The following is a 20,159-nucleotide window of genomic DNA, read 5'->3' on the forward strand; positions in this document are numbered from 1 at the left end:
CCTTCTCTTATCCTATCATTTTTTTCACGTTCTGAGTACTCTTTGCCCAAACATTAAAAGCCCCCGATCGAAGAAAGCTTCTATTGTATAGAAAGGCTTTCTTAGATTAGGGGGCTTCTTCTTTTATTGGTTAAAAAAAGGTGGACAGCAAGGCAAGGATCGCTAGACCGCCTTGGGTCAAAATAATTTTCTTGTCGCTAGTTACACTGCCATATGCAGCCACTAAGATAATGTAGATCAACAGCAAGCGACTGATTTCCAATGGCGCTGAAGCAAAGGTAATACTATACAGTAACCCCAAACCGATCAGCCCATTGTAAACCCCTTGGTTTTTGAACAAGGTCACGACGATCGGCCGTTCAAGTTCAGCTTTCGTCACGTTGAAGACCCGCGCTGTTGCTTTGGACGTAGTGGCAAATGTTTCTAAATAGAGAATATAGAAAAACTCTAAGGCAACCAGTACAATCAAAATCGTCGATAAAATCGTCATCCTTATTCTCCTTGATGAGCGACAACGATCTCGCTCGGTTTGGCTGCAAAGTCAGGCATTTGTTGGAATAATTGTTGCAGCAGCGGGTTTTGATTGTGCGCGCTGATCGCTTCTTGGTTCGCCCATTTTTCGACCATGACAAACCGATTGTTCTCTTCCAATGATTCATAGAGATGATAGCCGTGGCAGCCTTCCTCAGCTCTCGCCGATGCTAATAATGGCGTAACAGCGGCTAAAAAATCTGCCCGCTTTTCTTCTTTGATGTAAAACGTTGCATTGATGATTTCCATCGTTTTCCCTCCTCTTATAGAAATGTCGTAATTTGTTCTGCGTCTAAACGAACGGATTCATAGCCTAATTCTTTGGCTTTTCCGACTGAAAGGATCATGACAGGAACATAACGTTCTTTGTCTAAGCCAAAAGCTTCGGCTAATTGATCTGCTTCAAAGCCGCCGATTGGGTTGGTTTCATAGCCATGCGCCCGCGCAACTAACATAAATTGCATCGCTGCTAAACTAGCGTCGATCTTCACCACATCATTCATTTGTTCTTTTGTAAGATTTTCGTAATGCGGAATGATCGCTGCTAATTGTTGGTCACGTACTTCCGCTGGCATTTTGCCTTCTGCTACTGCTTTGTTATAAATTTCTTCTCCTAGTTCATGACAAAGCATATCGCCAAAAATCAAGACCATTGCAGAAGAGGTATCATTTTGACGGACGTTGAAACGAATCAATGGTTTCAATTTTGCTTTTTGCTCATCGCTTTCCACAACGACAAAGCGCCAAGGCTGCATATTGACTGAGGAAGGTGCTGTCGTTGACTCTTGGATCATGGTCAACATTTCTTCATGGGGGATTTTGTAGGTTTCATCATAGACACGAACCGATTTTCGGCCAAAGGTGATCTCTGAAAAATTGTTATTGCTGTATTCTGTCATGGGTTTGCCTTCTTTCATAGAACTAATTTCATAAGTAATGTTAGAAGCTGTGCTTCTTCTTCTTCGGTCAAATTGATGCCTAACGACTCCTCAGAGCTGGCATGCTTTGAAGCACAACTAGCCAAATCGGCTTGTGCTTTCGGTGTCAAAGAAACAAAAATCTCGCGGTTATTGTCTTTGTTTCGTTCCCGTGTCACAAATTGTTTTTCTTCGAGAATCTTCAAATGCCGAGTGACCGCTGCACTATCGATCTTCAATTCATTCTGTACTTGATTTTGGGTACAGCGTCCTTGTTCATTCAAAAACTGCAGCAACTGATAACGCGTCAGACTAAAGCCAGTCTCTTTTTCAAAGATCGCCGTTAATTCTTGATTCACGATTTTCATCCGATACAGCAATCCGCTTAGCTCACGTAAATTCATTGCATCAACCGCTCCTTTCATAATTGACTTATCAATTGTTGACTAGTCAAGTATAAACCATTTTCTTTTGCTTGTAAAGAGTAAGCAAAAAAGACCCGCAGCTAGGCGAACCTCCTCAAGAATCGAATCAGAAATTCTTTGATGAAGGTACACCATCAGGCTGCGGGTCTTCGTTACTCCAGTATTGAGAAAATACGGTAGAATTTATTTTATTTTAATTGGAAGAGTTTCTTCAAGCCCATCACGATCAGTGTAGAGATCGCAGCAGCAGCGAAGATAATGCCCCACGTGCCAGCTTGAATCGGCATCGTATCCAATAGCTCATTCATAAACGGTACATAGACCGCTGAAAGCTGTAAGCCGACGGAAAGGAGCAATGCCCCCATCAACGGTTTGTTTTTCAAGAGGGTTTTGTCTAAACCAAAACCGCTGCTCTTACGAACGTTGAAAATATGCATCAATTGCGCCACTGCCATAAAGGTAAAGGTTGCTGTTTGTGCATAAAGCAACTCGTGATCCGTCAGCATCAGGAAGTTGAAGAAGCCAAACGCCACCAAACCAATCACGACCCCACTTAAAATAATGCGTCCTAAGAAGCGCTTGTTAACGAGGCCATCAGCTTTCGACCGTGGCTGGCGCTTCATAATGTCGTCTTCAGCTGGTTCAAAGGCTAACGCCATGGCTGGAGCAATATCGATGACTAGATTCAAGAAAAGGATATGCAGCGGTTGGATCGGCATGGGCATCAAGAAGATGACACTTAAAAAGATCGTCACGATCTCAACCATATTACAAGAGAACAGGAAGGAAACATATTTTTTTATGTTGTCAAAAATGATGCGTCCTTCTTTGATGGCATCGACGATCGTTCCAAAACGGTCATCCGTCAAAATCATATCGGAAGATTCTTTGGCTACTTCTGTCCCACGAATCCCCATGGCGATCCCGATATCGGCGCCGTTGAGTGCTGGCGCATCGTTGACCCCATCGCCAGTCATTGAAACGATATCGCCTTCTTCACGCAACGCTTCCACAAGCTGTAATTTATTTTTTGGTGAAACTCGAGCAAAGACAGCGACTTCTTCGATTTTTTCGTTAAAGCCTTCTTGCCCTGCCAATTCATCGATCTCACGACCCGTCATGGTTTTTTCATGGTCTTTTAAGCCAATTTCTTTGGCGATCATGGATGCCGTCTTCGGATGGTCCCCGGTGATCATTTTCACTCGGATCCCCGCTTCTTGTGCGACCTTCACTGCTTCTTTGACATCTGTTCGCGGCGGGTCGACGATGCCCGCAAAGCCTTGAATCTTGATTTCCTGCAGTGCTGCTTTCAGCTCTGCTTCGTCCGTTCCACCTTGATAATCCTTGATGCAACCGACAGCGATCACCCGCTGCCCATGACTGGCTAACGTGTCATTGTATTCATGAAGCTGTTCTTTTTCTTGGGCATCCGCATCGGCTAAATCAATCAAGACATCTGGTGCCCCTTTGATGATCAATGTCCGTTGCTTTCCTTCATACACGGTCACCATGTATTTGTTGTCGGAATCAAAGGGCATTTCTGCGATTTTCTTCAGCCCGCTGTCCTGCTCTTTTTGGCGATCGATGCCGATTTTTTGACCTAAAACGACGAACGCCCCATCTGTTGGATCACCGAGGATCTCGTATTGCCCTTCGTTTTCACGTAAAGTGGCGGTGGTACATAAAGCACCGTTTTCGATCATCCCTTGCAGCGCCTCATGATTGGCTGCATCGATCTCGGTTTCATCCTCCGAGTCGGCCTTGTAAAATTTTCCGTTGGGTTCATACCCATTTCCTGTCACTTTGAACATTTCTCCTGAACCTAAAATGATCTCAGCAACCGTCATTTGGTTTTCTGTCAGCGTCCCCGTTTTGTCACTGGCAATGATACTGGTGGCGCCCAGGGTCTCAACAGCTGATAACGATTTGACCAGTGCTTTGTGCTCGGCCATCGTCCGCATGCCTCGGGACAATGTGATCGTCGAAACGGCTGGCATTGCCTCAGGTATCGCTGCGACCGCCAAAATAATCGAGATATGGATCATTTCGACAAATGGTTGATTCGTCAAGACCCCAGCGATCAAAACTGCCACCGCAGCAAAAAGCGCGGCAATAATGATTGCTTTTCCTAGCTTGTCCAATTCGATATCTAACGGCGTTTGACGCTTTTTGTCACCCGTCAGCATGTCACTGATTTTTCCGACCTCGGTCTTCATACCGGTTTCTGTCACTACCGCATAGGCATTTCCCCGAGTTGCGGCAGTTCCTGCGAAAACGACATTGCGGCGATCGCCTAGTGGAACATCTTCTTCATAGGTTTCTCGTGCATCTTTTTCAACAGCTTCTGACTCACCGGTCAGCGCTGATTCGATGCAGGCAAAGTTGCTCGTTTCAAGTAAGCGAGCATCTGCCGCAATGGCATCCCCTTCTTCCAGAACGAGAATATCGCCTGGAACGATTTTTGCCGACTCGATCTCCATTACTTCTCCATCACGAATCACTTTTGCGGTAGTGTAAATCATGCTTTGAAGAGAATCAATTGATTTTTGTGCTCGTAATTCTGTGATAAAACCTGTCATTACAGCAATCACCACGGCAATCAATACTGCAATTCCTTCAATCGTTTCCCCCATCGCAAAAGAGAGTAACGCAGCTGCTAGCAATAAATAAACAATCAAGTTGTTCAAGTTATGCCACAGCAATTCCCATACAGAAAGGGATTCTTGTTGCTGGATCGTGTTTTCTCCGTATTTTTCTAAGCGTTTGTCGGCTTCTTTGCCACTTAGGCCTTGCTTGCGGTCACTTTCAAAATGTTTCAAGGTCTCTTCAGTCTTTTGCTGGTAAAATTTTTCCATCAAATTCCTCCTTTAAATTATAAACTTCTTGCCGAGGGTTTCCACGTTTCTGAAGGGATAAATCGGTACAGATACCTTGCACAGTCATTTTTTGATTTGAATCGGTTCAGGCAATTGCTGAGTGAAGGGAATATAACCAATAAGAAAAGCAAGCGCAGGTTGACTGGCTGAGGGAAAAGGTATGTGTGTTGAGCATCGATCATTTTGCGAGCAATGAAGTCGCTTCTTTTAATCGTCGCAAGTGATCTTTCTATGTACGTACTTTGTGAAAAAACCATCCGGCCTACTTCTAACCTATCATGGATGAAGATGTTCGCAAAGGATTTTGCTTCACAAGTGGTGTAAAAAAACAGTCGTAACAAAATTAGCACCACCGCTTTTGGTGACGATTGGGCAGCATGTCAGTAATGCCAAACAGGTACTCGTTTCGGTGTTTTCTTAATAAACTAAACTTTTGCTATGTTGTGATTTACAATGTTACAACTCTAGCAAAAAAATAACTTTAAAAAGAGAACGCTTGCTGTCTTTACTTTATTTTAACAAAAAACAACAAACTTTTGAACAAAAAAAACGTTTATTGCTAAAAAAACAATTAAATTGCGACCTCTCGCTGACATTCTCCTTCCTGATCGCCAGAAAAGATTGAAGCAAAACAAGCCATTGATCCATTGTGTTCATATAAAACAAGCACGCCAATACCCCAAAAAAGCATTCCTCGTTTGAATGATAAATCACCAACCGAGGAATACTTCGTATCTATTCTAATTTAAGAGGGAACTTCCTCACTCTCGATGTAGCAATAGACTCGCAGATTAGGCAAAGCCTGTTTGATCCGCTGTTCGATGGTATCGATAAATACGCTTGGTTCTTCGGGTCCTAGCTTCAAGGTAAGGTCGGCGACGATCAAAAGTTCTTCTGGACTTAGATGGAGGGTTCGCAAATCTTTGATTTGAATGATGGCAGGATCGGCTAAAATTTGTTTGATCGCCATTAAATCAGAAGCAGAGGCGCCTTCTCCAATCAAGAGGCTATAAAATTCTTTGGCTAAAAAGACAGCAGCAGCAATCAGCAACAATCCACCTAAAATGCCGCCGAGGGAATCAAATATCGGATTATCCGTCAATGCGGTCAATAAGATTCCTGCGATGGCGATCGTCACACTACCTAAGGCAAACAAATTTTCCGTGAAGCCTAAAAGCAGATCGGAATCGCGGCTTTCTTTTAAGAAACGAACGAGGGGCTGGTTTTGCTTGTTTTGTTCTTTGACTTCTTGCCACCCCTCTTGAACAGCGGTCACTTCAATGAACAAACTGACAAATAAGATCGCTGCCACCAGCTGGAGCTGTTCCACTTCGTGGGTGGGGTCTAGCAGGTCACGGCTGGCTTCAACCACCGCTAAAATTCCACCACCTAAAAAAACTGTCATGGCAACTACAGTACTAAAAAAATAGGTCGCTCGTCCTTCACCAAACTGATGCAGTTCGCTGCGTCCTCGCTGTGCTCGGTTTTCACCGATGGCTAGAAGTCCTTGATTGATGCAATCGATCAGACTATGGATACTTTCATTCATCAAGACTGCACTGCCGCTAAAGAAGTAGCCGATGGCTTTCATGATCAACCCTAAGACATGGGTCAGCAAAACGATTCTACGGGCTTTTTGCTCTTGCTGTTTTTCCATCATACTTCCTCCTTCGGTGTCGGACTCGCTGTAACAAGCTGTCTCTTTTCTTAAGCATAGCACTGCACTTCCTAGATGAAAACGAAAGTGGCTCGTGATATAGATTTACCATTTACTCCCCTCTTGAACGCAAAAAAACCAGGATTTCTCCTGGCTTGCTTCTGACAATAATACTTCATTAATAATTTGAATCTGATCCATACTCCGTGCCATAGCCCGTTCCGTTGTCAGTACCGTACTCGCTGCCATAGCCTGTGCCTTGAGACCCATCGTCGTATCCTGTCTGAGCATCTGTATTTTGATTTTGGGTACTCTGTTCTTCTGTCTGCTTGCCTAATGCCTTAAGCATGTCGTTTCGGATTTCATTGTAAGAGTAGTCTTGGATGTACACAATGGACTGACCATCGTAAGACTCCCCATCATACCATTCAAAGGTATGACTATTGATTTCAAATCCCGAAATCATATTTCCAGCAAGGGAAACTAAATCTTCAAATTTAAAGTTTGTATTTACGTCATTACTTACAGAATCTAAAATTTCTTGATATTTCGTCACGTTATTAATTTTTAAAGCCTGATGAATTGCTGCTTCAATGACTTCTTGCTGACGATTTCCCCGATCAACATCGGTATCCATTTTTCGAATACGCGCAAAAATCAAAGCTTGCTCACCGTTCAACAACTGACGACCTTCCGGAATCAATGTTTCCCCAGAGTTATCTGCGGCATAATCTTGATTTATGTCGTAAGGGACATTTACAGTTACACCACCAATTGCATCAATAATTTTTTTAAAACTAATAAAATTCACGTTTACGTAGTAATCGATTGGGAGCTGCAAATAATTTTGAACGGTTTCGATTGTTGCATCCTCTTCACCGACTGTATAGGCACTATTGATTTTTGCTGTCGTATAAATTGTACCCGTTCCAGTTCCATCATAGATATTCGTCCAAATATCCCGCGGGATGCTCACCATATCGATTTTTTTGTTTTCGCCATCATAAACCATGTAAATCAAGCTGTCTGTACGTGCACTGTCTAAATGATCTGTTTGTTCACGTTCCTCATCATTATCGACACCCATCAATAAAACACCGAATTTGGAACTTACATCGGATGTTTTGAGTGATCCATCCTCTTTTTCTTTGTTAGAGGTTATCACAGCGGATTCTTTAAACATTTTATCCACTGAATTTTTTGCTGCATAATACGTATAGCCGGCAAATAAAACGATGCCTGCAATGGCGAAAAGAAAGATTCCTCCAATAATCACGCGTTTGTTGCGCGCTTTGTGGGCTCTTTGCTGTTTATATCTCGTCTTTCTATCCATAGTGCCTCCTTCATTTCTCCTGAATTGCTCTCCCCGATTGTACCAGAATTTTTACGATCCGCCTATTTTTTTAAGAAGTTTTATTCTTTTTCTGTGAAGTCCTTTAAACATTCCTTAAAAATAATTCTGGAATTGAAAGAAACTTGGATAATTAGTCAACTTCTATGGATATTTTATTAAAAAACGAGTTTTTTCATTCACCCTTTTTGGATGGATCAACTTCTTTTTCGACAGTCAGCTGAATAATTACACCAAATGGATCGCGAACACTTGCATAAAAAAACGCAAAAGCATTCTCACTTGGTGCTTGGATCGTCTGACTGCCTTTTTGCATCAATCGTTGATAAAGCTTCTGAGCTATTTGGCTCTCCGCTAGCGTCAAACTCAGTGACAAGTGATTGCCTCGCTGAATCGTCTCTCCTTCAACTAGTGGATTGTCTGCCAGCTGCAACTGGAAATCTCCGATCCGTAGGATGGAGTGAGAAAGATACTGTTCTTGTCCCGCAAGAATCTCCAGCGTTGGATCAAGTCTCTCACGATACTCCTGGTTGGTGATCGCAAATAAGAGGGTTGCGTCTAGTGTTTCTTGATAAAATTGAATGGCTTCTTGGGCTTTGCCGTCTAACGTTAAAAACAAAGCGATTTTTGGTTCGATCATTTGTTGGTTCCTCCTTTTCTTGTTACCATAAGTGTAACTGTGAATATTGCCAAAACTTGGCACCATTGGAGAAAGAAATGAAAAAATCAGAACGCTTAACACAGGAACTATTGTATTTACAAGGAAAAACCACTTTTCATCTAGCCGATTTGATGGAAACCTTCGCAATCTCAAAACGTACAGCCGTCCGTGATGTCCAATCTTTGGAAGAGCTGGGCTTGCCTCTCGTGGTAGAAACCGGTCGTTATGGCGGCTATCAGATTTTGAAAAATCAACTGACCCCCTTGTACTTTGACAAAAATGAACGGTATACCCTTTTCTTTGCTTTGCAGCTCTTACAAAAATTAACCGATTCTCCTTTTGATCGGAGCTACCAAGGGCTACGGCGAAAACTGTTGCAGTCTTTTTATCAAGGAGACACCGTGTGGTTAGAAAAAATGGAGACGGCGGTTTCGTTTCAAGGGGTTCCTCAATTGACGAGTGCGCCGATCCTCTCAGCACTTTTTTCAGCAATCGTACAAGAACAGGTCATCCAATTTACCTATCAGCGTTATCAAAAAACGAACAAGATCGTACAACCCTATCAGCTGGATTTTCGTGCTGGCTACTGGTACTGTTTGGCCTATGACTGTCAAAAGCAGGCTTTTCGCCGCTATCGCTGTGATGCAATGCAGGGACTTGCTCCGACTGAAAAAACAGGCTATACCTTGCAGCAGTTAGCTGAAAAACAGCTGCAGCAACAAGTGTTGACACAAACACTGGGCTATCACATCCGCTTTGATCTATCGGCAAAGGAACGCTTGTGGCAAGAAAAATATCCTGACATGGCAGTGGTGGAACGTCCTAGCGAGCTTTGCTTAGAGGGGCACATTGCCGACAATGAGCTGGGTTTTCTGGCTGATTTTCTCTTACAATTTGGTCCAACTATTAAAGAAATCCACCCGTTAGTCCTCAAACAAGCGTATACTGAAAAAGTTCGGCAAATGCTGCAGCCATTTGCAACGGACTGACCGCTTTCCTGCATTGATTACTGATTGCTTGCTTGCGCCGAAACTGATACTAATTGATAAGGAGTTTTCTACCTATGTTTCTTTTAAATAAAAAAACCTTCCAAGCATTGGCTGCCCCCTATAGGACAGAAGGGGCTGCCATCGGCTATGCCAAATGGCAGTCCTTCAACGCCATCACCAGCCGTAGCCTGCTCGTCTTGGATAATCAGCAATTGACGATTTTGGCATTGAATCTTTTCTCGACAAAGGTCGTGCAGCACAAAAGCATACCGCTTGCTGAGCTGAAAAAACAGCACAAAGATCCTGTTGTAGGGATGCTCGTCCCGATTCGCTTTACTTATAAAGGGGAAACCTACCGTTTTCAAATGCAGCGAGTGATCTTGCCCTTGGGAGATTGGCAAAAAAACTTTCTTGCCCGCTGGCAGTCGTGGTAAATGAGCAGCAACTGGCAAGGTTCGTTTCCTAGAAAAAGACTTTTCAAGTGATTTACATTTTTTTTGCAAGAAAATGAATAGATTTTTCAGGGGATGTTTTCGGCTATTTCGTTCTATGGTAAGATGTCCCTAAAGAAATGGAGGCTGTTATGGGTTTTATTGAAAGTGAACGTTTACTGCTCCGTCCGTTTCAAGAAAGTGATTTTGCCGATACCTTTGCTATTTATCGGCAAGCGGAAGTCTGCCGATTCTTACTTCATGAGCCTTGGCAGACAGAAACGGCAGCTGCGGCTTTTGCCAAAAAATGCCAACAGCACGCCTTGACGGACCAAGCAGGCCTTTCTTTGGCGGTACTACACGATCAAACGGTCATCGGCGATTTGTCGGTGTGGTTTACTGGTCAGCCGTCTTCCGTTGAAATCGGCTATGCCTTCCATCCGTCATTTGGCGGACAAGGGTTTGCTCAAGAAGCATTGAAAGAATTGTTGGACTGGTTGTTTGCCAGTCAGAAGATCCATCGGGTCCAAGCGACGCTAGACGCCCGCAATCAGGCCTCAGCTAAGCTTTGCCAACGCATTGGATTACGCCAAGAAGCACATTTTATCCAAGACTGGTGGAACAAGGGGGAATGGACCGATAGTTTGGTTTTTGCCTGTTTGGCCAGTGAACATCCTGCTCATCCGAAATAATTTAGGAGGTTTTTTATGATTAGCTTGTTACGCTATGCCAAGGATTATCGCAAACAGATTATTCTTGGTCCGTTTTTCAAATTTTTAGAAGCGGTGTTTGAATTGGTCCTGCCTTTGCAGATGGCCGCTTTAGTCGATGAGGGGCTGCGGCAAAACAATTGGTCGAAGGTCGTTGAAATGACGATCTGGATGATCGTGATGTCCGTGGTAGGCATGATCTGTGCCGTCATCTGTCAATATTATGCTTCCGTCGCTTCTCAAGGCTTCGGGACGGAATTACGCAATCGCTTGATGAAAAAAATCAACACCCTTTCCCATAGCGAACTGAACTTATTCGGGACGGATACCTTGATCACCCGAATGACCAACGACATCAATCAGATGCAGATTGCTTTGGCGATGCTGATTCGGCTGGTGGTCCGTGCGCCCTTCTTAAGTATCGGTTCGGTGATTATGGCCTTTGTCATTGATTGGCAAGCTGGCTTGATTTTCCTACTCGTCTTACCGCTCTTTTGTATCGTCTTATTCTGGATCATCGCCAAAACCGTACCATTATATAAGAAAGTTCAAATTCATCTCGACGAATTGAACGAACTAGTGAGTCAAAATTTAAGCGGGATTCGGGTGATTCGTGCCTTTGCCCGCACAAAGACGGAAACGAAACGTTTTGATAAAGCAACTGATGATTTAAGTGATGTCTATTTACGGGTCACAAATCTCTCCGCCTTATTAACGCCTGCCACCACCTTGATCATGAATGTCGGCATTATCGCGTTGTTTTATATCGGTGGATTCAAGGTCAATATTGGCAATTTGCAGCAAGGACAAGTGTTGGCACTGGTCAATTACATGAATCAAATGCTCTTAGCATTGATCGTGGTTTCCAACTTAGTGATCATCTTTACCCGTGCCGCAGCATCTGGTTCACGGATCACTGAAGTGTTAGCCACTGAGCCGTCGATCGGCGATGAGCTTTCAGAAGTCTTTATGGATCAGCCGAAAAACAATGTGGGAGCGATTCGCTTTGAGCACGTTGATTTCCGCTTTTCAAAAGAATACGGATTAGCCTTGAAAAACATTGATTTCCAAGTCGCACCGGGGTCTATTTTAGGTATCACTGGACCAACCGGGAGTGGGAAATCTGCCTTGACCCAATTGATCCCCCGCTTCTACGATGTGGCTGATGGCAAAGTGATCGTTGACGGGCACGATGTGCGGAAATGGCCTTTACAGCAATTACGCCAAAAAATCGCCATGGTGCCTCAAACCGCTGTGCTGTTTACGGGAACGATTCGAGAAAACTTGCAATGGGGCAAAAAAGATGCCACCGATGAAGAGTGTTGGCGAGCACTCGAAATCGCTCAAAGCCGCGACTTCGTTGAAGCCTTGCCGCAGCAATTGGATACCCCGATTTTTGAAGGGGGCAAGAACTTTTCTGGAGGACAAAAACAACGGTTAACGATTGCCAGAGCATTGATCGCTAAACCAGATATCTTGATTTTGGATGATTCTTTAAGTGCCCTTGACTATCAAACCGATCTTGATTTGCGGATAGCTTTAAAAGAAAGCATTCGTGGTACGGTCATCATCATCTCCCAACGGGTTCGCTCCATCCAAGATGCGCAGCAGATCTTAGTCTTAGACCAAGGGAATTTGGTAGGCAAAGGGACCCATGAAGAGCTACTGGCAACGTCAAAAGAATACCAAGAAATCGTGGCATCACAGGCAGAGGAGGAAGAAGCATGAAAAAGAAATCATTCGATTGGTCGGCCTTTCGTCGCTACCTCCCTTATTTGACCGCCTACGCGAAGGAAACTTGGGCGGCAGTTGTCCTCGGGATCGCAGCTGGTGTTTCCTCGGTTTATATGACGTATCAGATCGGTCAAGCCGTCGATCAGCTGATAGGTGCCGATCAAGTGCAGTTCAGCGCCCTCTATCGCATTTTGCTTTTGTTTGCCGGAGTGGTTTTAGTGACTGTGGTCAGTCAATGGCTGATCCAGCGACTAGGCAACCGCGTGGCGTATTTATCCGTCGCCGACTTACGTAAAAAAGGCTTTGCCCATCTCAATACATTGCCGTTGCGCTATTATGACCAAAACTCCCACGGCAACATCGTCAGTCGCTTTACCAACGACATGGACAATATTTCCATTGCCGTCGCTGCAGTCTTTAACCAGTTGTTCTCTGGTATTTCGGTCGTCTTGATCGCCTTAGTCGTCATGCTGCAAATGAGTGTGCCCTTAACGTTGGTCGTATTGGTTTCGACCCCGATCATCTTTTTGGTCAACTGGATCGTGGCACGAACGTCTCAATCGCATTTTGCTCGCCAACAAGAAATCGTCGGCGAAATTTCTGGCTTTGTTACGGAAATGATCGGCAATCAAAAAATCGTCAAAGCCTTTGATCGAGAAACCATCAACCAAAACCGTTTTGAAACGATCAACCAAGAATTGAATGTCCGGGGGCAAAAAGCACAGTTTTCTTCTTCTTTGACCAATCCCCTTTCACGATTCGTCGATCACTTGGCGTATCTGTCAGTCGGCTTTGTCGGCGGTCTGCTTTACTTTTCTGGTTCAGGTGCCGTCACGGTTGGGGTGATCTCCAGCTTTACGATCTACTCCAGTCAGTTTTCGAAGCCATTCATTGAATTGTCGGGAATTACCACCCAGATCCAAACGGCATTAGCTGGACTTTCAAGAACCTTTGAGCTATTGGATCAAGAGCCAGAAACAGCCGATGACCAAGAATCTCAATCACTGGGTGAGATCAAAGGCGAGATTGCCTTTGAGGAGGTTTCTTTTGCTTATGATCCTGGTCAAAAATTGATTGAAGATTTCACTTTTACCGCAAAACCTGGAGAAACCGTCGCGATCGTCGGAAAAACTGGTGCTGGTAAATCGACGTTGGTCAATTTACTGATGCGTTTCTATGATGTCGATAAAGGGGCAATCAAGATCGATGGCACCGATATTCGTCAGTTGAAACGAGAAGAATTACGGCAAAGCTTCGGAATGGTCTTGCAGGATACGTGGCTCTTTGATGCCTCTTTACGAGAAAACCTGCAATACGGCAATGACACTGCCACAGATGAAGAAATCTATGATGCCTTAAAGCATGCCTATATGTTTGAGTATGTGATGCGCCTACCAGAAACACTAGATACACCGATCGGTCATCAAGGGATCAAGATCTCTGACGGGCAACGGCAGCTCTTGACGATCGCCCGCACGATGATCAGCAACCCACCAATGCTGATTTTGGATGAAGCAACCAGTTCGGTTGATACTCTGACTGAGAAAAAAATCCAAGATGCTTTCTTGAAAATGATGGAAGGCAAAACCAGCTTTGTGATCGCCCATCGCTTATCAACGATTCGAGCAGCAGACAAGATCCTGGTGATGGATGCCGGTCAAATCGTGGAGCAAGGAACCCATGAAGAATTACTGGCAGAACAAGGCTATTACTATCGCCTGTACCATGCTCAATTCCAACATTGATCAGCCATACCACAAACCCCCATCAGCTCAAAGGTACCTGCTTGAGCTGACGGGGGTCTTCTTTTATTTATTGGTTCCAAACATCGGCATATTCTGGTTTGCGTTCAAATTCTTTTTTGGCAAAGGGACACAAAGGAATGATTTTCTTTTGTTCTTTGCGGGCTTTTTCCACCCCTTTTGCCACTAGTTTTTCGGCCAGACCTTGGCCCCGATATGCGGGATCGACAAAGGTATGGTCAATGATCAAGCGTGTTTCGCCCGCTTCCGACCAGGTCATTTCACCGATTTCTTTGTCGCCGTCTTTTAACACAAATCGAGTGTTTTCTTCTAAGATTTCCATGGTTCTTCCTCCTTTAATATGTACTTTAATGCACCGCTGGGGCAAGTGTGGATCACTTGTGCCGCTTGCGCTGCTTCCCCGTTATCAGGAATCACCCATGGGCGCCGTCCAACTTCAAAAATAGCGGGATTGCCCCGCACACAATTGCCGCTGTGAGTGCAAATTTCTTTATTGTAATAAATATCGATCGCTTCGCCACGATACTTCCGATATCCTGCAGCAATCAACCCTGCTTCTGTTTCCTTGCCTAGTGGCTGTTCGTCCATGTTGAACACCCTCCTCTTATTGATTGTCAGAAGCAAACTGCCTGCCTCCTCCTTCATCATACGACTTCTCGAGAAAAAAATAAATCATTTGTTCAAAAATAACCTCTCAGTTGCCGATCATTAGCCAAACGTTTACGGCAGCACAATAAAGCGTCCCGTCAAAACATGTTGCTTTGACGGGACGCTGATTTTCATTCGTGAGGCGCTTTTGCAAAAAAATGAAACCGCTGCGTGGCGTAATCCCCTGCTAAATGAGGATCGATATACAACCCGAGCTGCATCAATTCATCGCCACCGAAGGTCTCTCCCCCACTTTGATAGGTAAGGTCAGGATCTAAGCCAGCCAGTTTTAAAGTAACCAATGGTGCAGAGGCTTCGGCTAAGACTCGGAAGTAAAAGACGATCGCTTCTTTTTTATCTGGGGAAACATACAGCCAGGCGGTGTCATTGCCTTCATAAGGGCTGAGCAATCGAACAAAGCGACCCAACTGCAGCAGGCGCCGATGTTTTTTATAAAAAGCGATTTGTTCTTTGATCTGCACTTTTTCCTTTTGTGTCAGCTGTGTCAAGTCAAGCTCATAGCCCAGCAAGCCAGACATCGCAGCATTGCCGCGAATCGCTAGGTCCGTTGCCCGTTGGGTCTGATGGTTCGGGATCGCTGAGACATGGGCACCCATGGTGGATGGCGGATAGACCAGACTGGTTCCGTATTGGATCTTCAGGCGGGCGATGGCATCGGTGTTGTCGCTGGTCCAAATCTGCGGCATATAATACAAGAAGCCAGCATCAAAGCGCCCACCGCCACCAGAACAACCTTCAAACAGGATCGTCGGATAGGCAGTGGTCAGTTTCTCTAGGAACTCATACAAGCCCAGCAGATAGCGGTGCGCGACCTCCCCTTGCTGGGCAGGATCGAGGAGCAAGGAATAGACATCCGACAGACTGCGGTTCATGTCCCATTTGATATAGTCGATGGCAACCGTATCAAACAGTTGGGTTAACTGGTGATAGAGATGGTCTCTGACATCTTGTCGAGAAAAGTCCAACACATACTGACTGCGGCTAAGCGCTGGCTTGCGATTGGGTACTTGTAACAGCCAATCGGGGTGCTGTCGGTTTAGTTCACTGTCACCAGAAATCATTTCTGGTTCCAGCCAAAGCCCGAATTGCAGCCCTTTGTCATGGACTTTTTGGGCAAATCCTGCCAAGCCAGAAGCTAGCTTGCCTTCGTTTTCAAACCAATCGCCTAATGAGGTTTGGTCATCTTCTCGCTGACCAAACCAGCCGTCATCCAAAACAAACAGTTCGATTCCCAGCTCCTTAGCTTCATCAACAAGGGCATCCAGTTTTTCTTCATTGAAATCAAAGTACGTTGCTTCCCAGTTATTGATCAAGATCGGCCGTTCTTGCTTTTTGTATTTACCCCGAATCAAATGCTCGTCATAAAAATCATGATAGGTGGCTGACAGCTGATTCAAGCCAGCCTCACTATAAGCGATCACGGCTTCTGGGGCTTGAAAGCTTTCAGTTGGCGCCAATTGCCAGGCAAATTGATGGCTGTTGATCCCCATGATCACACGGGTTTGTTGGTAAGGATCTTTTTCGATGATGGTTTCATGATTGCCGCTATATAGCAAGCTAAAACCAAAACACTCCCCAGCAAACTCCGTAGCATTAGGTTCCAGCAAGACGGCAAAGGGATTTTGCTGATGGCTGCTGGAACCCCGCTTGCTGTCTAAACGCTTGATGCCGCGATGGATGGGTTCTCGGGTAATTTGGCGTTCCTTCGCCCACGCCCCCGGCAAGTGGATCAAATCAAAGGGCCGGTTAGGAAAATCCAGCGCTTGACTCGCCAGCTGCTCGATCGTAACAGGCTGGTTACCGTGGTTGATCACTTTGCTTGAGCGGACGATCACTGCCGCATCCTCAAAAATCGTGTAAAACAGCTGCAGTTCGAGTCCCGCCACATCATCTTTTAAGGACAGAATCAGTGTTTCGATGCCGTCGTCAGCCCCATGGGTCTGAGGCAATCCTGCTAAGGCTGGTTTGCCTTGTTGAATCTGGTAATCACTAAAGACAAAATGGCTGACTCGGCTGCCGTCAGACTGGCGAATCGTATAGGCAGCTTCTCGAAAGTCCCCGAAGCCATTACCAGGAAACTCTAGCATCAAGGTGTCTAATGAGAAAAGCCGATCGCTACTGTCTGGGGGATTAGGTGAAAAGGACCGATCAAGGCGTGGGTAGCGATAGCCACCAGAATAATGGGCGATTTTCTTCCCAAAATAAAGGTGCGCCACATTGCCCCCTTCCTCTATCTGTAAGAGATAGCTGATTTGATCGTTGCTTAAATGAAAGACGTTTAGTTGTTTGTCAAAAAGAATCATATCGTACCCTCTACTTTGTATTTGCTTGCTGATGTCCCGCTTATTTCACGGAGCCCAGCATCCCTTGGACGAATTGTTTTTGTAAAACGAAGAAAATGATGGCCGTTGGCAGTGTGGCGATCACGATGCCGCACATCATCATGCCATAATCAGGGGTATAAGAAGCACCCATAGCCGAAAGAACCAGTGGAACGGTCCGTTTGTCTGGTGATTGTAGGGCAACTAATGGCCACAAATAATTGTTCCAGCTGCCCATAAACGTAATGATCGCAGCAGCTGCATAAGTATTTTTAGCCGTAGGCATGTAGACTCTAAAGAAAATACTCAGTTCATTCAAGCCATCGATCCGAGCAGCTTCGACTAATTCTCTAGGGAATGCCTTGATGTTTTGGCGGAAAAAGAAAATCAAAAAGGCGGTACAGACTGAGGGCAAAATCACGACAGCGAAGGTATTGATCCCGATCGGTGTGCCGCTAAGTTTGCTAAACATCCGATAGAGCGGGATCATTAGCGCGGCAAAAGGCACCATCATCGACAGCAGGAGAATATTAAAGATGCGGTCTTTGGTTTTCGTCCGATAAATCTCAAAGCCATACCCTGCCATGGAGGAGAACAACAGCGCAAAGACGGTCGTAATCACGGCAATCACTGCGGAATTGCCTAATGCTCGAGTAAAATTCAAATCGGAAGAAAAAAGATTTTGGAAGTTGATGACCAACTGATCCCCAATCATGATTTTCCCGGCAACGATATCAAAGGTTTGATTGGTCATCCCTAGGATCATCCAAACAAATGGAAAAATAGAGATGAAAGCCAAAATCGCCAGAAAGACGTATTTTAAAGTGAGTGAGATTGTTTTCAATTTTCTTTTCCTCCTATTTTCGTTTGGATGATCGATAGGATCACGATCGCGATCACAATGACAAAGGAAACCGCAGCGGCATACCCAAAGTTTGGCGTGAATTTGTAACTTAAATTGTAGATGTATTGTGACAAGGTCGTCGTGGCATTGGCTGGTCCACCGCCAGTGATATTTTGAACTTCATCGAATAATTGCAGCGTACCGATCGTTGAGGTGATCGTGGTAAATAAGATGATGGGACGCAAGTTGGGAATCGTGATTTTGAAGAATTGATCCCATTTCGTGGCACCATCGATCTCTGCCGCTTCGTAAATACTTGGATCGATATTTTGCATGCCTGAGATGAAAAAGATCATATTGTAGCCAGTCCAACGCCACGTGATGGCAAAAATGATCAGTACTTTTGCCCAGAAGGGGTCCGTCAACCATTGGATCGGTGCATCGATCAGGTGTAGCTGTGTCAAAAAGTTATTGACTAACCCATTTGCCGAAAAGAGACTTTTCATAATCAAGGAATAAGAAACCAAGGATGTGATACAGGGTAAAAACAAGGCGGTGCGGAACAGCCCTTTAAATTTCAATTTTTTGTCATTCAATATGTTCGATACGATCAGCGCCAAAAAGAGCATGATCGGAACTTGGACTAATAAGTATAAAAACGTATTGCCAAAGGCTTTTTTAAAGGTTGAGTCGCTCAACATCCGCTGATAGTTGCCAAGACCGTTAAAGGTCATCGCTGTCGGTGGTCCTGATTGGAATGACGTGAACAATGCCGAGACCATCGGAATAAAGACCAGCATCGTGATCAAAATGACGGGTAAGGTAATAAAGGCATTGCCGTTTGCAAACCAATTTTTTGTTTTGTTTTTCATTGTAATTCCCCCTTAACACAGAAACTCGCGATCGCTCACGAGTTTCTGCAAAGTTGTTCGATTAGTTTGCAATTTGTGCTTCCACTTGTGATTGTGCTTCTTCTAATACTTTATCGATGTCTTCGCCGTTGATCACTCGTTGCAAGCTTTCAGTCAAGACAGATTCAATGGCATAGGTGTGATTGCCGTAGTTCACGGCTGGAATTTCTTGTGACCATTGAGAGAAATCTTGGAAGACTTTTTGACCGCCATAGAAATCAAGCCCCGACGTATATTCTTCCGTTTCTTCTGCAGCATTCATGGTTGAAACCAAACCGATCTCGGTAGCTAATGTACCCATCAATTCTTTATTTGAAGCAAAGGTATTGGCTAAAAAGTCTTTGGCATTTTCTTCGCCGTCAACCCCTTTGATCACGTACCAGCCTGCTCCGCCGATGCTGGAAGCATTGACTGAATTGCTGTTGCCAGCGATAGATGGGATTGGAGCGATCGCCCATTTGCCGCTTTGGTCTTCCGCGCCTTGAATCGTGCTGGAATACCACGCACCAGTTGGCGCAGAAGCGACATTCCCCGATTGAACGGCATTGACTCCGCCATCCCAATCAGAAACTTGTTCAACTAAGCCTTCATTCAACAATGTTGCTAAGACAGTTAGACCAGCTTTGAAGGATTCATTGTCTTTGATGGTTACGGTGGAGCCATCTTCACCGGTATACCATTCGCCTGCCGATTGCATAATGATTCGTGCCAAGCCAAGATCGCTTGGGTCTAACGACATCATAGCGTGACCCGTTTTTTCTTTGACGTCTTTGGCGATGCTGATAAAATCATCCCAAGTAATATCTTGGAGATCAGCCTGCTCATAGCCTGCATCGGTCAAATAATCTGTGCGGTAAAATAGTCCTGCGACGCCACTGTCAAATGGCACCCCATAAATGACATCGTCGACTTTATTGACCGCAAATTTATAGCTGGAGAAATCCTCCTCATTCACGATATCCGTTAGATCACTAAACGCATCTGGATAAGAAGAAAGGTATCCTTGGATGCGGTAGTCTTCGATCAAAACGATATTTGGTAGTCCGTCCGTATTTCCAGATGCCAGACTCGTATTTAATTTTTGAACGATGTCATCTTGTGACATCGTCACGACTTCCACATCGACATCTTGATTTTCATATACTTTTTTGGCTTCATTGACTGCCTTGATGTTGAAGGTCTCATCCCATGCCCAGACCGTGACTTTGTTTGAGGACTCGCCAGAATCCCCTGAGCTTGTGTTGCTGTTTCCGCAAGCCGCCAAAGTCAGCACTGCAGCCGCCGTTACCATCGATGCAAGTAGTTTTTTCATTTTTATCCCTCTTTCCTTTTATTTACATGGCTAACTATACACTGATTTTGTAACCGT

General features: G+C 44.8%; 18 protein-coding genes and 1 pseudogene. 5 read left to right on the forward strand and 14 right to left on the reverse strand.

The window, feature by feature from the left end:
- Positions 1-130: 130 nt before the first annotated feature.
- The 8 genes from P0G38_RS11540 to P0G38_RS11575 all read right to left on the reverse strand — a co-directional run bounded on the left by P0G38_RS11540 (position 131) and on the right by P0G38_RS11575 (position 8,397).
- Complete coding sequence (locus P0G38_RS11540; RefSeq protein ID WP_016613516.1) at positions 131-490, reverse strand: DUF1304 domain-containing protein; 360 nt, start codon at positions 488-490, stop codon at positions 131-133.
- Between the two features lie 2 nt (positions 491-492).
- A complete protein-coding gene (locus P0G38_RS11545; protein ID WP_005225610.1) occupies positions 493-780 on the reverse strand; it encodes a putative quinol monooxygenase in 288 nt (95 codons plus the stop codon).
- A 14-nt stretch (positions 781-794) separates the two neighbouring features.
- Entirely contained in the window at positions 795-1,430 is a 636-nt protein-coding gene (locus P0G38_RS11550; RefSeq protein WP_008378805.1) for a nitroreductase family protein, read from the reverse strand.
- Between the two features lie 14 nt (positions 1,431-1,444).
- The gene (locus tag P0G38_RS11555; protein ID WP_074535068.1) at positions 1,445-1,852 is read right to left on the reverse strand and encodes a MarR family winged helix-turn-helix transcriptional regulator; all 408 of its coding nucleotides are present in this window, start codon (positions 1,850-1,852) and stop codon (positions 1,445-1,447) included.
- A 209-nt stretch (positions 1,853-2,061) separates the two neighbouring features.
- Positions 2,062-4,728: a cation-translocating P-type ATPase gene (locus tag P0G38_RS11560; protein ID WP_074535067.1), complete on the reverse strand. Its 2,667-nt coding sequence runs from the start codon at positions 4,726-4,728 to the stop codon at positions 2,062-2,064.
- 766 nt (positions 4,729-5,494) lie between these two features.
- Complete coding sequence (locus tag P0G38_RS11565) at positions 5,495-6,409, reverse strand: cation diffusion facilitator family transporter (protein ID WP_074535066.1); 915 nt, start codon at positions 6,407-6,409, stop codon at positions 5,495-5,497.
- 175 nt (positions 6,410-6,584) lie between these two features.
- The gene (locus P0G38_RS11570; RefSeq protein ID WP_034868433.1) at positions 6,585-7,739 is read right to left on the reverse strand and encodes an LCP family protein; all 1,155 of its coding nucleotides are present in this window, start codon (positions 7,737-7,739) and stop codon (positions 6,585-6,587) included.
- A gap of 193 nt (positions 7,740-7,932) precedes the next feature.
- Positions 7,933-8,397 carry a VOC family protein gene (locus P0G38_RS11575; protein WP_275851192.1) on the reverse strand — a complete coding sequence of 155 codons (465 nt, stop codon included), beginning with the start codon at positions 8,395-8,397 and terminating at the stop codon, positions 7,933-7,935.
- A 77-nt stretch (positions 8,398-8,474) separates the two neighbouring features.
- Here P0G38_RS11575 and P0G38_RS11580 point away from each other — a divergent pair, with 77 nt between their 5' ends.
- The 5 genes from P0G38_RS11580 (at position 8,475) to P0G38_RS11600 (ending at position 14,027) form a co-directional block, all read left to right on the forward strand.
- On the forward strand, positions 8,475-9,407 hold the full coding sequence (locus P0G38_RS11580; RefSeq protein ID WP_074535064.1) for a helix-turn-helix transcriptional regulator: 933 nt from the start codon (positions 8,475-8,477) through the stop codon (positions 9,405-9,407).
- Positions 9,408-9,481: 74 nt separating this feature from the next.
- The gene (locus tag P0G38_RS11585; protein WP_074535063.1) at positions 9,482-9,841 is read left to right on the forward strand and encodes a hypothetical protein; all 360 of its coding nucleotides are present in this window, start codon (positions 9,482-9,484) and stop codon (positions 9,839-9,841) included.
- A 149-nt stretch (positions 9,842-9,990) separates the two neighbouring features.
- Positions 9,991-10,530: a GNAT family N-acetyltransferase gene (locus P0G38_RS11590; RefSeq protein ID WP_074535062.1), complete on the forward strand. Its 540-nt coding sequence runs from the start codon at positions 9,991-9,993 to the stop codon at positions 10,528-10,530.
- 15 nt (positions 10,531-10,545) lie between these two features.
- Entirely contained in the window at positions 10,546-12,276 is a 1,731-nt protein-coding gene (locus tag P0G38_RS11595; protein WP_074535061.1) for an ABC transporter ATP-binding protein, read from the forward strand.
- On the forward strand, positions 12,273-14,027 hold the full coding sequence (locus P0G38_RS11600; RefSeq protein WP_074535060.1) for an ABC transporter ATP-binding protein: 1,755 nt from the start codon (positions 12,273-12,275) through the stop codon (positions 14,025-14,027). The genes P0G38_RS11595 and P0G38_RS11600 overlap by 4 nt, the downstream gene beginning before the upstream one ends.
- Positions 14,028-14,094: 67 nt before the next feature.
- On the opposite strand, the gene P0G38_RS11605 is transcribed toward P0G38_RS11600, so the two are convergent.
- The 6 genes and pseudogenes from P0G38_RS11605 to P0G38_RS11630 all read right to left on the reverse strand — a co-directional run bounded on the left by P0G38_RS11605 (position 14,095) and on the right by P0G38_RS11630 (position 20,102).
- Positions 14,095-14,367 (reverse strand): GNAT family N-acetyltransferase, encoded by a 273-nt coding sequence (locus P0G38_RS11605; RefSeq protein ID WP_010747845.1) that lies wholly within the window; start codon positions 14,365-14,367, stop codon positions 14,095-14,097.
- Positions 14,355-14,633, reverse strand: coding sequence for a (4Fe-4S)-binding protein (locus P0G38_RS11610; RefSeq protein WP_015509363.1), 279 nt, complete (start codon positions 14,631-14,633; stop codon positions 14,355-14,357). Before P0G38_RS11610 ends, P0G38_RS11605 begins: the two co-directional genes overlap by 13 nt.
- Positions 14,634-14,824: 191 nt before the next feature.
- The gene (locus tag P0G38_RS11615) at positions 14,825-17,017 is read right to left on the reverse strand and encodes an alpha-galactosidase (protein WP_074535059.1); all 2,193 of its coding nucleotides are present in this window, start codon (positions 17,015-17,017) and stop codon (positions 14,825-14,827) included.
- Between the two features lie 40 nt (positions 17,018-17,057).
- Positions 17,058-17,873: pseudogene (locus tag P0G38_RS11620) on the reverse strand (carbohydrate ABC transporter permease); the annotation flags it as partial.
- A 2-nt stretch (positions 17,874-17,875) separates the two neighbouring features.
- Positions 17,876-18,751, reverse strand: coding sequence for a carbohydrate ABC transporter permease (locus P0G38_RS11625; protein ID WP_010747841.1), 876 nt, complete (start codon positions 18,749-18,751; stop codon positions 17,876-17,878).
- Between the two features lie 61 nt (positions 18,752-18,812).
- Positions 18,813-20,102: an ABC transporter substrate-binding protein gene (locus P0G38_RS11630; RefSeq protein WP_016608159.1), complete on the reverse strand. Its 1,290-nt coding sequence runs from the start codon at positions 20,100-20,102 to the stop codon at positions 18,813-18,815.
- Positions 20,103-20,159 lie beyond the last annotated feature (57 nt).

This window comes from Enterococcus casseliflavus (assembly GCF_029215545.1).
Classification (GTDB): Bacteria; Bacillota; Bacilli; order Lactobacillales; family Enterococcaceae; genus Enterococcus_D; species Enterococcus_D casseliflavus.

Coding starts and splice junctions, on each gene's coding strand:
- P0G38_RS11540 (WP_016613516.1), bottom strand. CDS start 490: ATGACGATTTTATCGACGATTTTGATTGTACTGGTTGCCTTAGAGTTT.
- P0G38_RS11545 (WP_005225610.1), bottom strand. CDS start 780: ATGGAAATCATCAATGCAACGTTTTACATCAAAGAAGAAAAGCGGGCA.
- P0G38_RS11550 (WP_008378805.1), bottom strand. CDS start 1,430: ATGACAGAATACAGCAATAACAATTTTTCAGAGATCACCTTTGGCCGA.
- P0G38_RS11555 (WP_074535068.1), bottom strand. CDS start 1,852: ATGAATTTACGTGAGCTAAGCGGATTGCTGTATCGGATGAAAATCGTG.
- P0G38_RS11560 (WP_074535067.1), bottom strand. CDS start 4,728: ATGGAAAAATTTTACCAGCAAAAGACTGAAGAGACCTTGAAACATTTT.
- P0G38_RS11565 (WP_074535066.1), bottom strand. CDS start 6,409: ATGATGGAAAAACAGCAAGAGCAAAAAGCCCGTAGAATCGTTTTGCTG.
- P0G38_RS11570 (WP_034868433.1), bottom strand. CDS start 7,739: ATGGATAGAAAGACGAGATATAAACAGCAAAGAGCCCACAAAGCGCGC.
- P0G38_RS11575 (WP_275851192.1), bottom strand. CDS start 8,397: ATGATCGAACCAAAAATCGCTTTGTTTTTAACGTTAGACGGCAAAGCC.
- P0G38_RS11580 (WP_074535064.1), top strand. CDS start 8,475: ATGAAAAAATCAGAACGCTTAACACAGGAACTATTGTATTTACAAGGA.
- P0G38_RS11585 (WP_074535063.1), top strand. CDS start 9,482: ATGTTTCTTTTAAATAAAAAAACCTTCCAAGCATTGGCTGCCCCCTAT.
- P0G38_RS11590 (WP_074535062.1), top strand. CDS start 9,991: ATGGGTTTTATTGAAAGTGAACGTTTACTGCTCCGTCCGTTTCAAGAA.
- P0G38_RS11595 (WP_074535061.1), top strand. CDS start 10,546: ATGATTAGCTTGTTACGCTATGCCAAGGATTATCGCAAACAGATTATT.
- P0G38_RS11600 (WP_074535060.1), top strand. CDS start 12,273: ATGAAAAAGAAATCATTCGATTGGTCGGCCTTTCGTCGCTACCTCCCT.
- P0G38_RS11605 (WP_010747845.1), bottom strand. CDS start 14,367: ATGGAAATCTTAGAAGAAAACACTCGATTTGTGTTAAAAGACGGCGAC.
- P0G38_RS11610 (WP_015509363.1), bottom strand. CDS start 14,633: ATGGACGAACAGCCACTAGGCAAGGAAACAGAAGCAGGGTTGATTGCT.
- P0G38_RS11615 (WP_074535059.1), bottom strand. CDS start 17,017: ATGATTCTTTTTGACAAACAACTAAACGTCTTTCATTTAAGCAACGAT.
- P0G38_RS11625 (WP_010747841.1), bottom strand. CDS start 18,751: ATGAAAAACAAAACAAAAAATTGGTTTGCAAACGGCAATGCCTTTATT.
- P0G38_RS11630 (WP_016608159.1), bottom strand. CDS start 20,102: ATGAAAAAACTACTTGCATCGATGGTAACGGCGGCTGCAGTGCTGACT.